Origin of the sequence: Herbidospora solisilvae, assembly GCF_009901565.1 — a bacterium.
GTDB lineage: Bacteria > Actinomycetota > Actinomycetes > Streptosporangiales > Streptosporangiaceae > Herbidospora > Herbidospora solisilvae.
Map to the genome: position 1 here is coordinate 660455 of NZ_WXEW01000002.1, position 20805 is coordinate 681259.

The window sequence follows — 20805 nt, forward strand, 5'->3', positions numbered from 1 at the left end:
CGCGCGCTCATTCGTCGGCCGGACGTTCGTCGTTGCGGTGGTGTGCCGGAGCGGGTGGTCGCCGCCGGGTGCGGCGCCGGGCCGGACGGCGGGCGGTGCCGGGGTGGGCGGGAGCCGTAACGGATGGAAGTCTTTCAGATTCGGTATTCCAGGTCGGGGATGATCTCTGTGACGTCCATCTGGGCCTTCTGCAGATGGCCCGAATAGTCCCAGTTCATCGCCTGCCAGCGGGTGAACTGGTCGAGCACCCACATGCCCGACTGGCGGCTGCCGTTGCCCGACTTCCCGTTCCCGCCGAACGGCAGGTGCGCCTCCGCGCCCGAGGTCGAGTTGTTGACGCTGACCATTCCGGCCGACACCCCCGCCCGGAAGCGGAACGCCGCCCGCGGGTCGCGGGTGTAGATCGACGACGACAGGCCGTAGCCCGGCAGGTTGGCCAGTTCGATGGCCTCGTCGAGGGTGGAGAAGGTCGTCACGCCGACGATCGGGCCGAACGTCTCCTCCAGGAACAGCCGGTCGGTCGGCCGCACGCCGTCGACGATCACCGGGTGGTAGAAGAGGCCCTCGTTCGGGTCGTCGCCGAGGAAGTGGCCGCACGGGTTCGACTCGGTGATGCGCCCGACCGGGCCGGTGACCGTGTGGTGGTCGCCGATCCAGGTCAGGTACTCCTCGTAGCGGTCGGCGAACTTCTGGTCGAGCATCGGTCCCATCAGCACCTTGCGGGCCGGGTCGCCGACGTAGGCCGACTGCGCGGCGGCGGTGAACCGGGCCACGAAGTCGTTGTGGATCGACTCATGGACGATCACCGTGCCCAGCGAGGTGCAGCGCTGACCGGCGGTGCCGAACCCGGCGAACAGCGCGCCCTCGGTGGCGAGGGTCAGGTCGGCGTCGGGCATGACCACCATCGGGTTCTTGCCGCCCAGCTCCAGGCACGGCGACTGAAGATGCCGCCCGCACAACTCGCCGATCCTGCGCCCGACCTCGGAGGAGCCGGTGAAGCCGACCTTGTGGACGGTCCCCTCGGTGAGCGCGCTCTCCAGCCCGGCGAACGTCTGCTCCCCGTCGGCGAACACGACGTTGAACACCCCGTCGGGCAGCCCGGCGGCCGAGAAGATACGGTGCAGCGCGGCGGCGGAGGCGGCGGCGTACTCGGCCGGCTTCCACACCACCGCGTTCCCGCACAGCAGGGCCGGCACCAGATACCACGACGGCACCGCCACCGGGAAGTTCCCCGCCGTGATCACCGCCGCGACCCCGACCGGGGTCCGGAACGTGAACAGGTTCTTGTCCGGCATCTCCGACGGCACGGTCTGCCCGTAGAGGCGCCGCCCCTCGCCGATGAAGAAGTCGCAGGTGTCGACGATCTCCCGCACCTCGCCCAGCGCCTCGGCGTGGGGTTTGCCGATCTCCTCGCTGACCAGCCGCGCCAGCGCCTCGGCGTTGGCCTCCACGAGCCGCCCGATCGAGGCGATCACCCGTCCGCGCACCGGCGCCGGCACCGCCGCCCAGTCGCGCTGCGCGGAGGCGGCGCTCCGGCACGCCGCCGCGAACGTCGCCGCGTCGGCCAGGGCGACCTCGGCGACGACCTCCTTCAGCCGGGCCGGGTTCCGGGACAGATAGGGCGTGCCGGACGGCTCGTCCTTCCCTCCGATGACGGAAACGATCTGCCGGGTCATCGTGCGACCTCCTCGTCGTGCGCGTGCTGTTCACCCTATTCCGGGCGGCAGGATGGGCGGGTGTACGTCATCCCCGAGGTCGTCCCCGCCGGTTCCATGCGCGATCGCCCCCAGCCGTCGCTGACGACCGGAGACCTGCTGCTGCGCCCCTTCCGCGAGTCCGGCGACGAGCCGATCGTCATGGCCGCCTTCGCCGACCCCGACATCCGCCTGTGGAACCTGGAACACGAGGCCGACACCGCCAGGGCCGCGACCGTCATCGCCCGGTGGCGGGCCCGCTGGACCCTGGAGACCGGCGCGTCGTGGGTGGTCGAACGTGACGGCCTCGTCGTGGGCCGGGTGGCCCTCCGCAGCGTCGACCTGGAACTGGGCCTGGGCGAGATCGCCTACTGGACCCTCCCCGAGGGCCGCGGCCGGGGCGGCACCACAGCGGCGGTGTCGGAGGTGACCCGCTGGGCCTTCGACGACCTGGGCCTCCACCGCCTCGAACTCCGCCACGCCATCGCCAATCCGGCGTCGTGCCGGGTGGCGGAACGGTCGGGATTCGCCCTGGAGGGCATCCTGCGCAGCTCACTGCTCCACGCGGACGGCTGGCACGACATGCACCTCCACGCCCGGATCACCACCAGGCCGTCCTGACGCGCCGGCGAGTGCCGGCGGCCCAAATTAGAGAACTGCTCCAACTCATCCACCATTCGGCCGCAAGCCGGCCTCCTCAAGATGATCTCGATCCCTTCTGGAAGGACGAGACATGCGGTTATGGAGTGTCCTGGTGTCGCTGACGGCCGTGCTGGCGGCCGGCGCGCCTCCCGCCCACGCGGAAACCCCGCTTCCGAACGCCACGGTGGCGGCCGTAGGAGCACAGCCGTCCTCGCACACCGGCTCCTGCTACCCGGAGCCCGCGCAGATCACCCTGAGCGCCACGATCACGGCCGACGGCCCCCGCCCCGTCTACTACCAGTGGGGCACCGGCCGTATTGAGCGGGTGGACTTCACCGAGGCCGGATCCAGGACCGTGACCACCACGAAAACGCACTACTGGGGGTTCGGGCCGAAATCCGCGACCGTCCGTCTGCTCGGCATCGGGAGGACGGCGACGATCGCGTACACCCTGGCCTGCGACGAGCCCATCCCGCACACGCCGGAGATCCAGCCGGCGGCCTACCACCTCGGCCCGTGCGGTGCCAGTGTCGTGCACACGGCCACCGCGCAGATCACCTCACCGATCGCGCAGACCGTGCGCTACCGGTGGATCACCTTCGACGGCGCGGACCTGCGGGGCGCCGAGGGAGTGCACGAGGTGGTCTTCACCGAACCGGGCACCAGGACCGTGAGCACTCCCTTCCATCGGCTGCCGGTCGCCAGTCCATCGTGGAACGACTTGATCTCGTTGCGGATCGTCGGCCCCGAGACACACGCCGACCTGGCGTATTGGCAGGAGTACTCCACGAGGTGCGGGGGCGACCACCGCATCGGCGCCGACTTCGCCTCCCTGACCCGCACCGCCGGCACGTGCAACCCTTGGACGCCGTTCAAATACCAGCTGGAGGGCTACGTCGAGAGCAACACCTCCGGACTGCTCACCTATGCCTGGTCCCGCTTCACCGAGGACGCCGTGTGGGTGCGTGAGCCGTGGAAGACCGTCATGATCACCTCCCCGACGGGCGGCCGCGCACCTGTGCACAAGGTGGTCGGTTCGACCATGGGCGACTCGGCCGATTGGCGTCTGGAGGTCGTCGGCGTCAACGGCGTCATCACGTCGGTGAGTCGCGGCTACCGCACCTGCGTCGTCGACTGACGATCAGCCCGCCCGCATGATGATCATGCTCGGCGACGTTCTTACGCCCCGGGCGGCCATCGCGCGTGCCGCCCGGGGCGGGTGTGCTACTCGGCCAGCTTGAAGTCGGTGAACTCGAAGCCGGGGGAGACGACGCAGCTGACCAGCACGCCCTCGTCGCCCGCCGGCCGGGCCGCCTGCCAGACGCCCGGCGGGATCAGCACCTGGGGCCGGTGGCCCTGCTCGACGTCGGGGCCCAGGATGACGGTTTCGCCCGCTTCGGGGTGGTCGCCGTCGCCGCCGAAGGTGAGGGCCAGCGGGCCGCCGCGGTGCCAGAACCACAACTCGGCGGAGGCGACGACGTGCCAGGCCGACTCCTCGCCGGGTTCGAGGAGGAAGTAGATGGCGGTCGCGCTGTGCCTCGGGCCGTCATAGCCGTCGGGGGAGAACATCACGGGTGACCGCCAGGTCTCCCTGAACCAGCCACCTTCGGGGTGGGGCTCCAGCCCGAGTTCCTCGGCCAGCGGCGGCTTCTGCATGTCGGCTCCCTCAGTGGCAGTTGCCTGCCGAGCGTATCGATCTTCCCCGTGGCCGGTGGCGCGGCGCCCGCGCCCATGACGGCGGTGCGGTCAGTCGGGGGGTGTCACGCCCTCCTGGTGGGCGATGGCGGCGGCCTGGGTGCGGGTGGCGGCGCCCAGTTTGGCCAGGATGTTGGAGACGTGGACGCTCGCCGTCTTCTGGCTGATGAACAGGCGTTCGCCGATCTCGCGGTTGGAGCGGCCCGCCGCCACCTGGGCGAGGACCTCGCGTTCGCGGCCGGTCAGGCTGTCGAGCACGCTCGCCCGGACGGGTTCGGTCGAGCCCGGGACGGTGAAGCGGGCCCGGCGGCCGAGCAGGTCGAGGGCGTGGCGCAGGGGGGCGGCGCCCAGGTGGTCGGCCACCTCGACGGCCCGCTCCCACTCGGCGCGGGCCCGGTCGCGGTCGCCGCTCTCAAGGAGGGTCTCGGCCAGCCGCCAGCGGATGCGGGCCTGTTCGTAGGGGAAGCCGCCGTCGAACGCGGCCAGCGCCCGCTCCCACACCTCGGGGGTGGCGGTGCCCGACAGGCGGTGCCATTCGGCCTCGGCGCGGGCCGCCCACCCCTGGCCTTCGGGGCCGAGGGTGTTCCACGGGCCGGTGGGACCGTGGGTGGCGGCGTAGCGGGCCCGCTCGACGAACTCGGTGCCGCGCGCCCGGTCGGGATCGCCGGGCGGCAGGTCGGCGAGGGCGGCCAGGCCGATCGCGGAGACGCGGATCAGGCCCGAGTCGTAGGGCTGCTGCACCGCCACGACCGCGTCGACGTGGCCGAGCGCCTCCTTCGGGTCGCCGCGCCACAGGGCGAGCTCGGCGGCCATGCCGCGGGTCATGTAGGTCACCAGGTCGTCGGCGCCCCAGAACGGCTCCAGCCAGCGCAGCCGCTCGGCCGCCACCGCGCGCCCCCGGCCGACCTCGACGAACAGCGCGAACGACGAGAGCAGCGCCTCGGGAGGGGTGCCGACCCGGACGCCGAACATGGCGGCCCTCTTCTCCGCGGCGTCCCAGTCGCCGGCCGCGTAGGAGATCAGGTAGCGCAGGAACCGCAGGTCGGTGCCGAACGTGCTCCACATCAGGCCGTTGTCGCGGGCCACCTGCAACCCCGTCTCGGCCGACTCCGCCGCCGCGTCGAGGTCGCCCCGCTCGTATTGCAGCCGGGCCAGGCTGAACAGGGCCCGCAGGTCCATCGACAACGAACCCGACGTCTTGGCCGCCGCCATCGACAGCAGCTCCTCGGCCATGTCGGGATCGCCGAGCGACTCCTGCTGGATGCCCAGCGACACCAGCGCCGCCGACTCGGCCTCGATCGAACCGGTGCGCCGGGCCACCTCCAGCGCGCGGGCGGCGGCCTCCTGCGCGTCGGTCACCCGCTCGACGATCCACAACGTGCGGGCGTGGGTCGCCAGGGCGCGGGCCAGCATCGGCGTCTCGGGACCGTCGTCGACGGCGTTCACCGCCGCCTCGGCCGCCTCGGCCATGCCGTGGAAGTCGTCGCCGTCGGCCTGGTACCAGGCCAGCCGCTCGTTCGTCTCGGCCACCAGCTGCGGCTCGGTGACGAGCTGGCGCAGCCGCCGCAGATGGGCGATGGCCCGGTGGTTGTCGCCGCTGTCGGCCGCCGCCGCGGCGCTGTCGAGGATCAGCCGCGCCCGGGTCGTGCCGGTGATCGCCTCGGCGCCGGGAACCTGCTCCCACACCTCCAGCGCCCGGTCGAAATGCCGGTTGGCCTCGGCCGGGGCGCCCATCTGGGTGGCCCGCACCCCCGCCTCCAGCGACGTGATCAGCGCGCCCCGCACGTCGTGGGCGGCCGAATAGTGGTGGGCCAGCTCGGCCGCCCGGCCCCCCGACTCGGCCAGCAGCGACGCGAACGTCATGTGCAGGCGGGTGCGCTCGCCCGGCAGCAGGTCGTCGTAGACGGCCTCCTGGAGGAGGGCGTGGCGGAAGTCGTAGCCGATGTGCTGGTCGACGGTCAGCAGCCCGCGCGAGACGATCTCGCGCAGCGCCTCTTCGAGCGGCCGGTCGGCCAGCCCGGCCGCCGCGCGCAGCATGTCGTGGTCGACCCGCCGCCCGGCCACGGCCGCCACCCGGAGCACCTGCTGGGCCGTGTCGGACAACCCCTCGACCCGGGCCATCAGCAGGTCGGCCAGCGTCGCGGGCAGCCGCTCGCCACTCGCGGCCGCCTGGAGCAGCTCCTCGGCGAAGAAGGGATTGCCCCCGGCCCGCCCGACGACCCCGCCGATCAGGCCCGCGTTCCCGCCGCCCAGGGCGGTCAGGTGGGTCGCCATCGCCTCGTCGTCGAGCGGCGGCAGCTCGACCGGCACGACCAGCGGCAGCCGCTGCAGCTCGGCGAGCACCGGGCGCAGCGGATGTCGGCGGTGCAGGTCGTCGGTCCGGTAGGTGCCGACCAGGACCACCCGCTCGCGCTGGAGCATGCGCGTGAGGAAGACCAGCAGGTCACGTGTCGAGTGATCGGCCCAGTGGAGGTCTTCGAACACCATGAGCACCGGCCGCTCGTCGGCCAGCTCGCCCAGCAGGCTCAACGTCGCCCCGAAGAGCCGCTGCTGCGCCAGCGCCCCGGTGAGCGCGTCGGACCCGTCGGGGTCGGCCCCCGGCAGCAGCCGCCGGAGCACGGGCCGCGACTCCAGGGCCGACCGGAGGTCGGCGCTGCGCAGCGCGTCGGCGAGCGGCAGATAGGGCAGCGCGTTGCCCAGCTCGGCGCACTGCCCGACCAGGACGGTGAAACCGCGCTCCCGCGCGATCTCGCACAACTCGCACACGATCCGCGTCTTCCCGATGCCGGCGTCGCCGCCGACGAGCGCCACCCCGGCCATCCGCCCGGTCGCGGCGTCGAGCACACGGGACAACCGGTCGAGCTGGGACCCCCGCCCGACAAGCCCGGTTTGTGTCTTTCGGCCCACCACGCTGCGAGTATGGCACGTCACCCCGACAGAACCCGGAGCCCTCTTCACGATCTTGCGCGTTTTGTCGCCCGGCGCGGCTAGGGTGCGGCGCGTGACCGAACGTTGGAGTCGTGACCAGGTGCTGGCGCTCGCGCCCGACGCCGCCTCGCAGAAGGCGGCCGGAGGGGTGAGCGCGCCCAGGAAGTGGTCCGCCACGGGGGTGCTCGGATCGGCGCTGTGGGGCGAGTGCGCCGGGTCCGGGTCGAAGCCCTACCAGGCGTGCGTCGACCTGTCCGAGCCCGCCTACCGGTGCAGCTGCCCCAGCCGGAAGTTCCCCTGCAAACACGCTTTGGGCCTGCTCCTGCTGTGGTCGGCCGACGGGGTGCCGCCCGCTGCCGAGATGGCCCCCTGGGCGGCCGAGTGGTTCGCCCAGCGGGCCGCGCGGGCCGAGAAGGCGGCGGAGAAGAAGGCCGAGCCCTCGGCGGCCAAGCCCGACGAGGGGCGGGCCCGGCAGCGCGAAGAGCGGGTCACGGCCGGGCTGGCCGAGCTTGAGCGCTGGTTGTCCGACCAGGTCGCGAGCGGGCTGTCCGACGCGCGCCAGACGGGGCTGGCCGAGTGGAGCGACCTGGCCAAGCGGCTCGTCGACGCCCAGGCGCCCGGCCTGGCCGGCACCTTCTCGGGCCTCACCCGCGTCTTCCGCGACGAGAACTGGCCGGGCCGGCTGCTCGGCGAATACGCCATGGTCCACCTGCTGGCCGTGGCCCACCGCCGGGCCGCCGAGCTGCCCGGCGACCTGCGCGAGACGGTGCGCCAGCGGGTCGGCTACCAGGTCGCCAAGGAGACCGTGCTCGCCCTGCCGCCGATCCGCGACGAGTGGCAGGTCATCGCCCTGCGCGACGAGGAACGCGACCGGCTGCTGTCGCGGCGGGTCTGGCTCCACGGCCGGGCGACCGGCCGGGTGGCCCTGGTGTTGTCGTTCGCGCCGCCCGGTCAGCCGCTCGACGCCTCCCTGGTGCTCGGCACGCGGGTCGACGCCGACGTCTCCTACTATCCGGGTGCGGCGCCGCTGCGCGCCCTGATCGCCGACCGCTACGGCGCGGCCGTGCCCGCCAGGGCGCCCGCCTCGGGGGTGACCGTCGAGGGCGTGCCGCGGGTGATCGCCGACGTGCTGACCCGCGACCCGTGGACCGAGTCGTGGCCGCTAATGATCACCGGCGCCCGGGTCGGGCGCGACGGCGGAGAGTGGCGTCTGCTGGGCGACTCGGGCCAGGGGCTGCGGCTGCACCCGTCGGCGGGCGATCCGTGGAAGCTGGTCGCGGTCTCGGGCGGCCGTCCGGTGACGGTCGCCGTGGAATGGACTCCTGACGGCCTGCGTCCCCTCACCACGTGGGACGAGAACGACGAGGTGGTGGTCCTGTGAGGCTCGATCGGCGCACCGGGTGGAACGAGCTGGTCTCCACCGCCCTCGTCGGGACCGAACGCCGGGGCCTCGGCACCCCCTTCGACCTGCTGGAGCAGGCCGCCGCGCAGGTGGTCGCCCGCCGGGCGGGGGAGCAGCCGGGCGGCGCGATCCCACTGGCCGAGGCGCCCGCCGACGACGCGCCGCCGGTCTCCGCCCAGGCCGCCGACCGGCTGGCCCGGCTGCTGGGCGGTGAGTTCGCCCGGGTGCTGCCCGAATGGCTGGGGCTGGCCGCCCGCCGGTCGTCGCGCGTCCCGGCGCGGCTGCTGCCGCAGCTGCTCGCGGCGGGGGCGCGCGACCGGTCGATCCGGGCCGACCTCGCCGTCGTGGCGGGGGCCCGGGGGCGCTGGCTCGCCGGGCTCAACCCCGACTGGGGCTACCTCCTCCAAGAGAGCTCGGGCGGGGCCCCGGCCCAGGCGGGTCTCGACCACGGCCCGTGGGAGTTCGGCACCCGCGGCGACCGGCAGGCGTTCCTGGCCGCGTTGCGCGCGGCCTCACCCGACGAGGCCAGAGACCTCCTGGAGGTCACCTGGCCGAAGGAGAACCCCGACGACCGGGCCGTCTTCGTGGCGGTCCTGGCCGACGGGCTGACCATGGCCGACGAGCCCTTCCTGGAGAAGGCGCTCGACGACCGCCGCCGCGAGGTCCGGCAGGCCGCCGCCGACCTGCTCACCAAGCTGCCCGACTCGCGGCTCGGGCAGCGCATGGCCGTGCGGGCCGCGGCGCTGCTCACCCGCGACGGCGCCCGGCTCACCGCGGTCGCGCCGACGGCCTGCGACTCCGTCATGGAGCGCGACGGCGTCCGGTCCCGGCCGCCGGCGGGCACCGGGCCGCGCAGCTGGTGGCTGCAGCAGGTCGTCGCGCACACCCCGCTCCGGTTCTGGCCCGGCCACCTCGGCGCCGAACCCGCCGAGCTCGTCCGCATGACGATCGGCGACTGGGCCCGGGAGATCCACATGGGCTGGATCCGGGCCGCGATCCTCCAGGACGACCCCGTCTGGGCCCGCGCCCTGTTCGACGTCGAACCGCTGACCGACCTGCTGGCCGTGCTGCCGCCCGACGAACGGTCGTGGCGGGCGGCCGAGATCGTCCGGGCCGGCAACGTCGACGGGCAGCTCATCATGATGCTCGGCGGGGTGCCCGGTCCGTGGAGCGGCCCGCTCGCGGCGGCCGTGCTCCAGCGGGTCGCCGACATCGCCTCCAGCCAGCCGTGGAACGCGGGCGAGCTGGCCCGGCTGGCGGGCGAACGGCTCGACCCGACCGGCACCTACGACCTCGACCAGCTGCCCGACATCGGCGAACTGCGGACCGCCGCCGCCCTGCTCCGCTTCCGTTCCGACATGATCAAGGAGTTCTCGTGACGACCCCCACCGTCCTGCGGCCCCACGCGGAAGACCAGTACGCCGACGAACTGGCCGTCCTGGCCAAGCACGACGACCGGCCCCGCCCGCCGGGCTGGCGGTTGTCGCCGTGGGCGGTGACCACCTACATCCTGGGCGACGCGAGCCACCCCGGCGGGCTGATCACCCCCAAGTACATCGGCCCGCGCCGCATCGTCGAGGTCGCCGTCGCCACCCTTGCCACCGACCGGGCGCTGCTGCTGCTCGGCGTGCCCGGCACCGCCAAGACGTGGTTGTCGGAACACCTGGCCGCCGCCGTCTCCGGCGACTCGACCCTGCTGGTCCAGGGCACCGCCGGAACCGCCGAAGAGGCCGTCCGCTACGGCTGGAACTACGCCCGCCTGCTCGCCGAGGGTCCCTCACGCGAGGCGCTGACCCCGAGCCCCGTGATGCGGGCCATGTCCGAGGGCCGGCTGGCCCGGGTCGAGGAGCTGACCCGCATGCCCTCCGACGTGCAGGACGCGCTGATCACCGTGCTGTCGGAGAAGACGCTGCCGATCCCCGAGCTCAACGAGGAGGTCCAGGCGGCCAAGGGCTTCAACGTGATCGCCACCGCCAACGACCGCGACCGCGGCGTCAACGAGTTGTCGAGCGCGCTGCGCCGCCGGTTCAACACGGTGGTGCTGCCCGTCCCGGCCTCGGCCGAGGAGGAGGTGGAGATCGTCTCCCGCCGGGTCGCCCAGCTCGGCCGGTCGCTCGAACTGCCGGAGACCCCGGCGGGCCTGGAGGAGATCCGGCGGGTCGTCACGGTCTTCCGCGAGCTGCGCTCGGGAGTGACCTCCGACGGCCGCACCAAGGTCAAGTCGCCCAGCGGCACCCTGTCGACCGCCGAGGCGATCTCGGTCCTGACCAGCGGGATCGCCCTGGCCGCCCACTTCGGCGACGGAGTGCTGCGGCCCTCCGACGTCGCGGCCGGGATCGTCGGGGCGGTCGTCCAGGATCCGGTGTCCGACCGGGTGGTCTGGCACGAATACCTGGAGACGGTCGTCCGGGAACGCGAGGAGTGGCGTGACTTCTACCGCGCCTGCCGGGACGCCGGCTGAGCGATGACCATCACCCTGCTGGGCGTCCGCCACCACGGCCCCGGTTCCGCGCGCGCCGTGGTGGCCGAACTGGCCCGCCTGAAACCCGACATCGTGCTGATCGAGGGCCCGCCGGAGGCCGACGGCCTCGTCGGCCTGGCCGCCGATCCCGGCATGGAACCGCCGGTGGCGCTGCTGGCCCACGTGCCGGGCGACCCGGCCAAGGCGGCCTTCTGGCCGTTCGCGACGTTCTCACCCGAGTGGCAGGCGCTGACGTACGCGGCGGAGACCGGCATTCCGGCCCGCTTCTGCGACCTCCCGGCGGCGCATTCGCTGGCGGAGAAGCCGGCGGAGAAGGACGAGGCCGGTCCAGACGGCGACGACGTGACCCCGGCCCAGGTCGTCCGCGTCGACCCCATCGCCTCGCTCGCCGCCGCCGCCGGTTACGACGACCCCGAGCGCTGGTGGGAGGACGCCGTCGAGCACCGCGGCGACACCCCCTTCGAGGTCATCGCCGAGGCCATGGCCGCCGTCCGCGAGGGCTACACCCCCGACGAGCGGGAGGCCCGGCGGGAGGCCTACATGCGCCGGACCGTCCGGGTCGCGGTCAAAGAGGGCTTCACGAACATCGCGGTCGTGTGCGGCGCGTGGCACGTCCCCGCCCTGACCGTGATCGGCCCGGCCGCCGCCGACGACCGGATCCTCAAGGGCCTGCCGAAGGTCAAGGCCGAGATGACGTGGGTGCCGTGGACCCACGGCCGGCTCGCCCACTGGAGCGGCTACGGCGCGGGCGTCTCCTCGCCGGGCTGGTACGCCCACCTGTTCGCCACCCCCGACCGCCCGGTCGAGCGGTGGCTGGCCGCCGCCGCCGGAGTGCTGCGCGAGGAGGGGCTGCCGGTCTCGTCCGCCCACGTCATCGAGTCGGTGCGGCTGGCGCAGAGCCTGGCGGTCATCCGCAACCGGCCCCTGGCCGGGCTGGCCGAGGTCACCGAGGCGGCGCGGGCCGTGTTGTGCGAGGGCGACGAGCTGCCCGTCGAGCTGATCCAGCGGCGCATGGTCGTGGGGGAGCGGCTCGGCCACGTCCCCGACTCGACGCCGATGGTCCCGCTGCAGCGCCACCTGCGCGAGGAGCAGCGGCGGCTCCGGCTCAAGCCCGAGGCGCTCGACCGCGAACTCGAACTCGACCTGCGCAAGCCGCTCGACCTCGACCGCAGCCGCCTGCTGCACCGGCTCCGGCTGCTCAACGTCCCATGGGGCGAGCCCCGCCAGACGCGTGGCAAGGGCACCTTCAAAGAGGCCTGGGCGCTCCAGTGGCGGCCCGAGTTCGACATCTCGCTCATCGAGGCCGCGCCGCTCGGGGTGACCGTCCCGGCCGCCGCGACCGCGAAGATCGCCGAAGTGGCCGCCCGTGAGGGCGCGGCGCTGGCCGACCTCACCGGTCTGGTCGAGCGGGCGCTGCTCGCCGACCTGCCGGGGTCGCTGCCGGCAGTGCTGGCCGCGATCGGCGACCGGGCCGCCGTCGACACCGACATCCGCCACCTCATGGCCGCGCTGCCCGCCCTGGTCAGGGCCCAGCGCTACGGCGACGTCCGGGGCACCCCGGCCGAGGGGCTGGCCGTGATCGCCACGTCGCTGCTGGCCCGGATCTGCGCCGGGTTGTCGGCCGCCGTGTCGGGGCTCGACGACGACAACGCGCGCGGTATGGTGGCCCACATCGACGCCGTGACCAGCGCGTCCGCGCTGCTCGACGAGGGCCGCGAGCGCTGGCTGGGGGCGCTGCGGGCGCTCGCCGACCGGACCGGCCTGCCCGGCGTCGTCGAGGGCCGGATCGTCCGGATCCTGTTCGACGCCGACCGGCTGGGCGACGCCGACGCGCGCATGTCGCGGGCCGTGTCGCCGGCCCATCCGCCCGCGCGGGCGGCGGCGTGGATCGAGGGGTTCCTGTCCGGCGGCGGGCTCCTGCTCATCCACGACCCCCGCCTGCTGGCCATGGTCGACGACTGGCTCGTGGGTCTGCGCGGCGACGCGTTCGTGGAGGTCCTGCCGCTGCTGCGGCGGACCTTCGGCTCTTTCGCGCCGCCCGAGCGGCGCTCGATCGCGGGCCGCGTCCGCTCGGGCTCGGCCACCGAGAACGACATCGAATACGACGACGAGCGCGCCGCCCCGGCCGTGCGCACCGTCATGGGCATCCTGGGGAGCGGCTGATGGACGTGCACGACGACGAGCGGGCCCGCCGCTGGCGGCTGGTCCTGGGCGGCGAGGCCGCGAACGCGCCCGGCGGCGGCCTGGGCGACCTGTCGGGCGCCGACGCCGGCATGGACGCCGCCCTGGCCGCCCTCTACGACCTCGACGGCGACGGCGGGCCGGCCTCCCGCTCGGCCGGGCTGGGCGGTTCGGCGCCCCGGGTGTCCCGCTGGCTGGGCGACATCCGCACCTACTTCCCGTCGACGGTCGTCCAGGTCATGCAGAAGGACGCCATCGACCGCCTCGACCTGAGCCGTCTCCTGCTGGAGCCGGAGATGCTCGAGGCCGTGGAGCCCGACGTCCACCTGGTCGGCACCCTGCTGTCGCTGAACCGGGTGATGCCCGAGCAGGCCCGCGAGTCGGCCCGGGTGGTGGTCCGGAAGGTCGTCCACGAGCTGGAGCGGAAGCTCCAGCACCGCACCCGGGCGGCGGTGACCGGCGCGCTGAACCGGGCCGCCCGCACCAATCGCCCCAGACGCCCGGCCGACATCGACTGGGACCGGACCATCCGGGCGAATCTCAAGAACTACCTCCCCGAGCGCAACACGGTCGTGCCGTCGCGCCTGGTCGGCTACGCCCGCAAGCAGCAGTCGGTGCAGCGCGAGGTCGTGCTCTGCATCGACCAGAGCGGCTCGATGGCCGCCTCGGTGGTCTATTCGAGCGTCTTCGGGGCCGTGCTGGCCTCGATGCGGTCGCTGAAGACGTCCCTGGTCGTCTTCGACACCGCCGTCGTCGACCTCACCGACCAGCTCCACGACCCGGTCGAGCTGCTGTTCGGCACCCAGCTCGGCGGCGGCACCGACATCAACCGCGCCATCGCCTACTCCCAGGGCCTCATCACCCGCCCCGCCAACTCGATCTTCATCCTGATCAGCGACCTCTACGAGGGCGGCGTCCGCGCCGAGATGCTGAAGCGCGTGGCGGCGATGACGGCGGCGGGCGTCCAGGTGATCGTCCTGCTGGCCCTGTCCGACGAGGGCGCCCCGTTCTACGACCACGAGAACGCCGCGGCCCTGGCGGCGATGGGCGTCCCGGCCTTCGCCTGCACCCCTGACGCCTTCCCCGACCTCATGGCGGCGGCGATCGAACGCCGCGACATCACCGCCTGGGCCGAACGCAACCTCGGCGAGGGCAGACAGACCAGCTGAAGTCGGCGCGGGCCGATCCCGCCCTTTCCGTTACGGCTCCGCCCACCCCGGCCCCGCCCGCCGCCTCCGCATCCCGCCGCATCCGGCGCCGGCCACCCGCTCCCGCCCTCGCGCCGCGACGGCGGACCCGAAGACCTAGGACCATCGGACACGGAGGACGATCGACATGCGAAGCCCACGTGAGGGGCCCACCGACGGGCCCCAGGGCATCGGACCAAGGTCCCACGCCCTCCTCGGGCCATGGCCCGATGCCCGCTACGCTCTCCTTTCGTAATGTCCGAAACATGGCTTCCCTCATGACATCCACCTCACCGCCGCCGGCGGTCTTCTCGTCGCGCTACCGCGCCCTGAGCACCGGTATCACCGCCCTCATGGTCCTGGTCGCGTTCGAATACCTGGCGGTCGCGACCGCCATGCCCGAGATCGGCAAGGAGCTGCAGGGCTTCGGCCTCTACAGCCTCGCCTTCAGCGGCGCGGTCGCCGCGGCCCTCGTCGGCACGGTCGCCGGCGGCCGGTGGGGCGACGTCTCCGGTCCCGACAAGCCGCTCTGGACCGGCCTCGGCATGTTCGTGACCGGCCTGGTGATCGCCGGGCTGGCCCCCACGATGGAGGTCTTCATCGCGGGGCGGCTGCTCCAGGGCCTGGGCGGCGGTTTGTTCAACGTGGCGATCTACGTCCTGGTGGCGCGGGTCTACCCGGGCGCGATGCACCCGAAGGTCTTCTCGTTGCTGGCCGCCGCCTGGGTGCTGCCCTCGGTGGTCGGGCCGGCCATCACCGGCACCGTCACCGAGACGTGGACCTGGCGGGCCGTCTTCCTGGGCGTCGCGGTGATCGCGCTCCCGGCCGTGGCGATCTTCTGGCGCGGGCTGGCCTCCCGGGAGCCCTACGCCGACGACGAGGAGCGGGCCGACACCGGCCCCTTCGCCGCGCGGCTCGCCTGGGGCGGCGGTGCGGCCGTGGGCGCGGCGGTCCTCCAGTACGGGTCGGGCGAGTCCAACTACGTGCTGATGGCGGCCGGCCTGGCGGTGCTGCTGGTCGCGCTGCCGATGCTGGTCCCGGGCGGGACCCTGCGGGCGGCCCGCGGCCTGCCGACCGTGGTCGCGCTGCGCGGGCTGAGCATGGCCGCGTTCTTCGCCGCCGAGGTGCTCGTGCCGCTGATGCTGGTCAGGGAGCGCGGCCTGACGCTGACCGAGGCGGGCATCGCGCTCACCGGCGGCGCGCTGGCCTGGTCGGCCGGCTCGTGGCTGCAGGGCAAGTACCCGGGCGGGCGCGTGCTGCGGCTCTGGGGCGGCCACCTGCTGGTCGTCGCCGGGATCTCGGTGACCGCCTTGGCGATCCTGCCCGCCGTCCCGATCTGGGTCGCGTTCATCGGCTGGGTGGTCTGCGGGCTCGGCATCGGGATGATCTATCCGACGCTGTCGGTGCTGGTCCTGGAGTTGTCCAAGCCCGGCGAGGAGGGCAAGAACAGCGCCTCGCTCAGCGTCGGCGAGTCGGGCGTGACCGTGGTCGCGGTGGCCGTCACGGGGGCGATCCTCACCTCGACCGGGGCATATGCTGTCTGCTTCGCCCTGCTCGTGGCGATGGCGTTGGCGGGGGCGTTGCTGTCCCGGCGTGTCACCATGGAGGTCTGAGAGCGAGACGCCTCAAGAACAGGAGGGGGAGCCGTCCGTGCCGCGTGTCCGTGAGGTCGATGTGTTCCGGCTGGTCCTGCCCTACGGCAGGCGACCGGAGAGCATCCTGGTCAAGCTCACCGACCATGGCGGGATGGCCGGGTGGGGCGAGGTCGTCCACCCCGATCCCAAGGTGTGGGGCACTCTTGAGGAGACCCTCGCCCAGATCCTCATCGGGGTCGACTGGGAGACCCCCCACGACCTGCCCGAGCTGGGCACCGCGGCCGACATGGCCTGCTGGGACCTGGCGACCAGGATGACGGGCGTGCCGCTGGCCCACGCGCTCGGCGGCACCCGCACCTCCCTCATGGCCACCGTCCGGCTGCCCGCCGTACGGTCGCTGCAGTCGGCGGTCGACGGCGTCAACCGGTTCGTCGGAGCCGGATACGCCCACGTCACCGTGGAGATCCACCCGGGGTGGGACGTCGAGCCGCTGCGCGCGATCCGGGCCGCCTACCCGGCGCTGGCGATCACGGTCGACGCGCGGCGGGCCTACACGGAGATCGGCCAGCTCGAATCGCTGGCCGGCTACGACCTGTCGGGCATCGAGCGGCCCTGCGACGACCTCGATCTGAGCGCCGAGCTCCAGTCGCGGCTGAGCATCCCGGTCGTCGTCGAGGCCCGCTCGCTGGCCGAGCTCGACGAGGCCGTCGCCGCGCGGGCCGGGCGGGCCCTCATGCTCCGGCCGTCGTTGTTCGGCTCGCTGGCCGCCGTGAAGACCGCCCACGACCGCGCCCGCCGGGCCGGCTGGGACATCACCTGCGCCGACGGCCGGGGCACCGGCCTCGCCCGCGCGGCCACCGTCGCCGTGGCCGCCCTGCCGGGCTGCACCCTCCCGAGCGACGTGACCGAACCGCCGAGGAACGCCCAGATCGTCGAGCCGCCGGTCGGCGCGTCGGGGGGAGTGGTGGCCATCCCGCTCACCCAGCCGGGGCTCGGCCACACGGTCGACGAGGAGCGGGTCAGGCGGATGGCCCGCGACAGCTTCGCTCTGCGTTAGGACTCGACGGGCGCGCAGCCCTCGGCCAGCTTCGGCGCCTTCGGCGCACTGCTCGACGCGCCGCCCCCGCCCGTCAGGGCCCGCGCGGCGGTGTTCCTGATCAGGGTCCAGTCGGGCGCCGCGGTGCTGATCATCGGGGGGACGAACTGGACGCTCGTCACCCCCGCCCGCTTGACCTTGGCCGCGAGCGGCACCAGGTGCTCCAGCATCGGGCTCGGGATGTCGGTCTCCAGCAGCCCCTCGGTCGCCGCGGCGATCTCGGTGAAGCGGGTCAGCACGGTCGCCGGGTCGGCCTGGTCGAGAAGCGCCGCGAAGACGCACTTCTGCCGCTTCATCCGCGCGTAGTCGTCGGAGAAGGTCCGCGACCGGGCGAACCACAACGCCTGCTCGCCGGTCAGCCTGCGGGTGCCGGCGGGGATGAGGCCCTCGTTGCGGCGGCCGTACACCACGTCGCGGTCGACGGTGAGGTGCAGGCCGCCGATCGCGTCGACGATCTTGGCGAAGCCGCCGATGTTGACCAGCGTGTACCAATCGACGCGCAGCCCCAGGATCTCCCCGACGGCCTCCTTCAGGGCCGTCGCGCCCATGCCGGTGCGCCCGCCGAAGACCTCGGGGTGCTGGTCGGCGTACTCCCAGACCGAGAACAGCAGGTCCTCGCGCGCCCCGTCGGGGCCGCTCGGCAGCCGGAAGCCGAAGGGGAAGTGGTTGTACATCGGGCTGCCCTCGGGGAACCGGACCCCTTCGAGGTTGCGCGGCAGCCCGAACATGACGGTGCGCCCGGTGCGCACGTCGACGCTGGCCACGTTGATGCTGTCGGTCCGCACGCCGACCCGGTTCCCGGCCAGGTCACCGCCGAGAAGCAGGATGTTGACCCGGTCGCGGCCGCCGAACGGCTCGCCCGCGGGCATCTCGGCCGACCCCTTGAACAGGCCGTCGATCGTGCGCTGCGAGACCGCCGCGTAGTGGGCGGTCAGCCCGAACGGCAGCGCCGACCCGACCGCCAGCACGCCGGTCAACACCCCCGAGACCATCTGGCCCGGCATCGACAACCGCCCGGGCCGCAGGACGACGTAGGAGTGCACCACGAGCACGAACCACGCGACGCCGAGCGTGCCCGACATGACCGCCAGCAGCCCGAGACGGCCGATCAGCCGCCCGGCCAGGTCGGCCCCCGCGAGCGCCGCCACCGTGATGACCACCGCGACGCCCGACAGATAGACCGCCAGCACCGAGGCGCCGGTACGCCGCCAGCCCGCCCGCAGGTGCGCCACCCCCGGGAACAGCACCGACAACGCGACCCATCCGATCACCTGACCTGGTTTCCGCACGCCCATCCCCGAAGATGCTCGATTACGTGGTCACGGACCGTGTCGCCACGATTACATTGAACCGTCCGAGGGGGCCGAACGCCTTTACCTTCCAGACACCGGCGAGTTCGTGGCCGATTCACCCGGTTCGCGTACTCTGACCCCATGTCGGAGGACATCCTGGGCGCGGACTACGACGTCGTCACCATCCCCCTCCCGCCCGACGACGAGGGCGAGGTCGTCGCGACGCTGGTCCGCCGCGTCGTGCCGGGCGCCCGCCGCGCGGTCCTCTACCTGCACGGCTTCACCGACTACTTCTTCCAGGCCCACCTGGCCGACCACTACGTGCAGCAGGGCGTCTCGTTCTTCGCGCTGGACCTGCGCAAGTACGGGCGGTCGCTGCTGCCCTACCAGACGCGCGGATTCGTCCGGAGCGTCACCGAGTACTTCCCGGAGATCGACGCCGCCGTCCGGATCATCCGGGCCGACCACGACGAACTGGTGGTCAACGGCCACTCGACCGGCGGCCTGGTCGCCGCGTTGTGGGCCGACCGGGTGCGCGGCCGGGGGCTCGTGCAGGCGCTCATGCTGAACAGCCCGTTCCTCGACCTGAACGTCCCGGTGCTGGTGAAGGGGCTCGCCGACGCGCTGAAGGGGGTGTTCGCCCGGCTGCCCGCCCGCACGGTGCTGCCGGTGGGTGTCTCGACGGTCTACGGCGACAGCATCCACCTGTCCCGCGAGGGCGAATGGGACTACGACCTCGAATGGAAGCCCTTGGGCGGCTTCCCCGTGCACGCCGCCTGGCTGGCCGCGATCCGCCGCGCCCACCACCGGTTGCAGGGCGGCCTCAGGGTCGACGTGCCGGTGCTGGTGCTCTGCTCCGACCAGAGCCTGCGGGTCAAGGACTTCGCGCCGGAGGTGCGCAACAGCGACACCGTGCTCGACGTGGAGCAGATCGCCCGGCACGCCACCCGCATCGGGCCCCGCGTGACGGTGGTCCGGGTGGCGGGCGGCGTGCACGACCTGGTGCTGTCGGCCGAACCGGTGCGCAAGCAGGTGTTCGACGAGATGGACCGCTGGCTGGCCTATGCGCTACCAGGGGAAGCCGAACAACCCGTAGTAGGCGGCGGTGACGAGCATCAGGGCGGTGCCCCCCAGCACGCCGGTCAGTGACACCTGCTGCGACCGGCTCATCTCCCAGCCGTCGCGCAGTCCCACGAGCACCGCCCCCGTGGCGCCCACCACCTGCGCGAGCATCACCACCGCCAGCACCCGCACCACCAGCCAGCCCGCCTGCACGGCCGGCCAGGCCCCGGCCTGGTTCACCGAGAACAACACGATCAGCATGATGAACGCCAGCACCGAGACGAGCAGCGCCAGGCTGGTCCAGATCATCCGCCAAAGCCGCCGCCGGATCGGCGGCCAGACGTGGGTGTTGGTCTGGTGCCGCAGGTCACGACCGCGCAGCCGGACGAACATCTCGGTCACCGGCGCCGCGACGTAGCCGAACGCGGCCAGGGTCAGGGTGAGGCCGAGGAAGCTGCTGGCGCCGTACCAGGGGGCGGCGGGCACGTCGCTGGCCTCATAGCGCTGGACCGGTTTGGCTCCCGCGATCTTGACCGGCGACTCGTGGGGCAGGCCGGTGATCCAGTTGGACAACGTCGGCAGGTAGCCGGGCACGAACGGCCCGCCGTGCCGCCGCATCGCGTGGTCGGCCCCGGCGAGGAACCGGATCGTGTAGTTGTCGGCGGGCTTGGCGTCGATCAGCGTCTGGGTGCTCTCGACGAACGGGATCGACGGGTCGCCGGTGCCGTAGAGGGCGAGGGTGGGCTGCCGCATGCCGTGGAGGGCGGGCGCGCTGTCGTACCGGAGGAAGTCGAAACCGACCCCGCCCATGGCCCGGGTGAGCAGGTCGCGCACCCCGGTCGGCGCGTGCAGCCGCAGGAGCTGCTCGTTGAGCGCCCACGCGACCTGCCGCATCGGCGACACGTTGGGGGAGGAGACCAGCACCGTGTAGGCGATGGCGGAGCTCCTGGACGCCGCGATCGGGACCACCCAGCCGCCCTCGCTGACCCCCCACAGGCCGGTCCGCGCCGGGTCGGTGGACGGTCGCTGCCGCAGCAGGTCGATCATGGTCACCGCGTCGTCGGCGAGCAGGGCGAAGTCGCGGCTGCGGAAGGAGTAGCCGTGGGTGCGCTTGTCGTAGGCGAGCGTCACGATGCCGTGCTGGGCCAGCCACTCGGCCTGCGAGGAGAACTCGCCCCGGTCGCCGGAGCCCGAGCCCTGCACGAAGACCATCGCCGGGAACGGGCCGGGGCCCTGGGGGGTGCGGATCGTGGTGACCAGGTTGTCGCCCCGGACCGGGACGGTGATCGTCTCGGTGGTGACCGGGTAGACCGTCGCCGGAGGACGCGTCTCGGAGGCGGGCTGGGCCGGCAGGTCGCGGAAGGCGGCCGGCGGCTCCAGCGGCGGCGGATCGAACGCGGGCGGCGGCAGGAGGTAGCCGATCACTCCGAGCAGCGCCACGAGGACGCCGGCGAGAATCGTCAGCGTGCCCCGCCCAATGGTCATCAGGCCGCTCCCCGATGGGTGGTCCATATTCCGAGTCGTGCCTTCCTCCTTACGATGCCCCCTG

The 20805-nt window shown here is 73.2% G+C and carries 15 protein-coding genes; 10 read left to right on the plus strand and 5 right to left on the minus strand.

All coding sequences use genetic code 11. The features are described from left to right. Positions 1-134 precede the first annotated feature (134 nt). Complete coding sequence (locus GT755_RS08750) at positions 135-1676, minus strand: aldehyde dehydrogenase family protein (RefSeq protein ID WP_161479179.1); 1542 nt, start codon at positions 1674-1676, stop codon at positions 135-137. 60 nt (positions 1677-1736) lie between these two features. Here GT755_RS08750 and GT755_RS08755 point away from each other — a divergent pair, with 60 nt between their 5' ends. Continuing rightward, positions 1737-2315: a GNAT family N-acetyltransferase gene (locus GT755_RS08755; protein WP_202609768.1), complete on the plus strand. Its 579-nt coding sequence runs from the start codon at positions 1737-1739 to the stop codon at positions 2313-2315. Between the two features lie 112 nt (positions 2316-2427). Then, positions 2428-3474: a hypothetical protein gene (locus tag GT755_RS08760; protein WP_161479180.1), complete on the plus strand. Its 1047-nt coding sequence runs from the start codon at positions 2428-2430 to the stop codon at positions 3472-3474. An 86-nt stretch (positions 3475-3560) separates the two neighbouring features. Here the strand turns inward: GT755_RS08760 and GT755_RS08765 are convergent, their stop codons facing one another. Next, positions 3561-3992, minus strand: coding sequence for a cupin domain-containing protein (locus tag GT755_RS08765; RefSeq protein ID WP_161479181.1), 432 nt, complete (start codon positions 3990-3992; stop codon positions 3561-3563). A gap of 90 nt (positions 3993-4082) precedes the next feature. Then, on the minus strand, positions 4083-6941 hold the full coding sequence (locus GT755_RS41030; protein ID WP_328794250.1) for a helix-turn-helix transcriptional regulator: 2859 nt from the start codon (positions 6939-6941) through the stop codon (positions 4083-4085). Positions 6942-7032: 91 nt separating this feature from the next. On the opposite strand from GT755_RS41030, the gene GT755_RS08775 reads away from it, so the two are divergent. The 7 genes from GT755_RS08775 (at position 7033) to GT755_RS08805 (ending at position 16863) form a co-directional block, all read left to right on the plus strand. Further along, entirely contained in the window at positions 7033-8340 is a 1308-nt protein-coding gene (locus tag GT755_RS08775) for an SWIM zinc finger family protein (protein WP_328794251.1), read from the plus strand. Further along, the gene (locus GT755_RS08780) at positions 8337-9740 is read left to right on the plus strand and encodes a DUF5691 domain-containing protein (protein ID WP_328794252.1); all 1404 of its coding nucleotides are present in this window, start codon (positions 8337-8339) and stop codon (positions 9738-9740) included. Before GT755_RS08775 ends, GT755_RS08780 begins: the two co-directional genes overlap by 4 nt. Beyond that, complete coding sequence (locus GT755_RS08785) at positions 9737-10822, plus strand: ATP-binding protein (RefSeq protein WP_161479184.1); 1086 nt, start codon at positions 9737-9739, stop codon at positions 10820-10822. Before GT755_RS08780 ends, GT755_RS08785 begins: the two co-directional genes overlap by 4 nt. Positions 10823-10825: 3 nt before the next feature. Next, the gene (locus GT755_RS08790; protein ID WP_161479185.1) at positions 10826-13006 is read left to right on the plus strand and encodes a DUF5682 family protein; all 2181 of its coding nucleotides are present in this window, start codon (positions 10826-10828) and stop codon (positions 13004-13006) included. Continuing rightward, a complete protein-coding gene (locus GT755_RS08795) occupies positions 13006-14193 on the plus strand; it encodes a VWA domain-containing protein (protein ID WP_161479186.1) in 1188 nt (395 codons plus the stop codon). The genes GT755_RS08790 and GT755_RS08795 overlap by 1 nt, the downstream gene beginning before the upstream one ends. A gap of 284 nt (positions 14194-14477) precedes the next feature. Further along, positions 14478-15824, plus strand: coding sequence for an MFS transporter (locus GT755_RS08800; RefSeq protein WP_161479187.1), 1347 nt, complete (start codon positions 14478-14480; stop codon positions 15822-15824). Between the two features lie 37 nt (positions 15825-15861). Next, positions 15862-16863: an enolase C-terminal domain-like protein gene (locus GT755_RS08805; RefSeq protein WP_161479188.1), complete on the plus strand. Its 1002-nt coding sequence runs from the start codon at positions 15862-15864 to the stop codon at positions 16861-16863. Here GT755_RS08805 and GT755_RS08810 read toward each other — a convergent pair. Next, positions 16860-18173, minus strand: coding sequence for an LCP family protein (locus GT755_RS08810; RefSeq protein WP_328794254.1), 1314 nt, complete (start codon positions 18171-18173; stop codon positions 16860-16862). The two genes, GT755_RS08805 and GT755_RS08810, sit on opposite strands and share 4 nt — an antisense overlap. A 162-nt stretch (positions 18174-18335) precedes the next feature. Here GT755_RS08810 and GT755_RS08815 point away from each other — a divergent pair, with 162 nt between their 5' ends. Further along, positions 18336-19343 (plus strand): alpha/beta hydrolase, encoded by a 1008-nt coding sequence (locus GT755_RS08815; protein ID WP_161479190.1) that lies wholly within the window; start codon positions 18336-18338, stop codon positions 19341-19343. On the opposite strand, the gene GT755_RS08820 is transcribed toward GT755_RS08815, so the two are convergent. Next, the gene (locus tag GT755_RS08820; RefSeq protein ID WP_161479191.1) at positions 19263-20741 is read right to left on the minus strand and encodes an alpha/beta hydrolase family protein; all 1479 of its coding nucleotides are present in this window, start codon (positions 20739-20741) and stop codon (positions 19263-19265) included. The two genes, GT755_RS08815 and GT755_RS08820, sit on opposite strands and share 81 nt — an antisense overlap. Positions 20742-20805 lie beyond the last annotated feature (64 nt).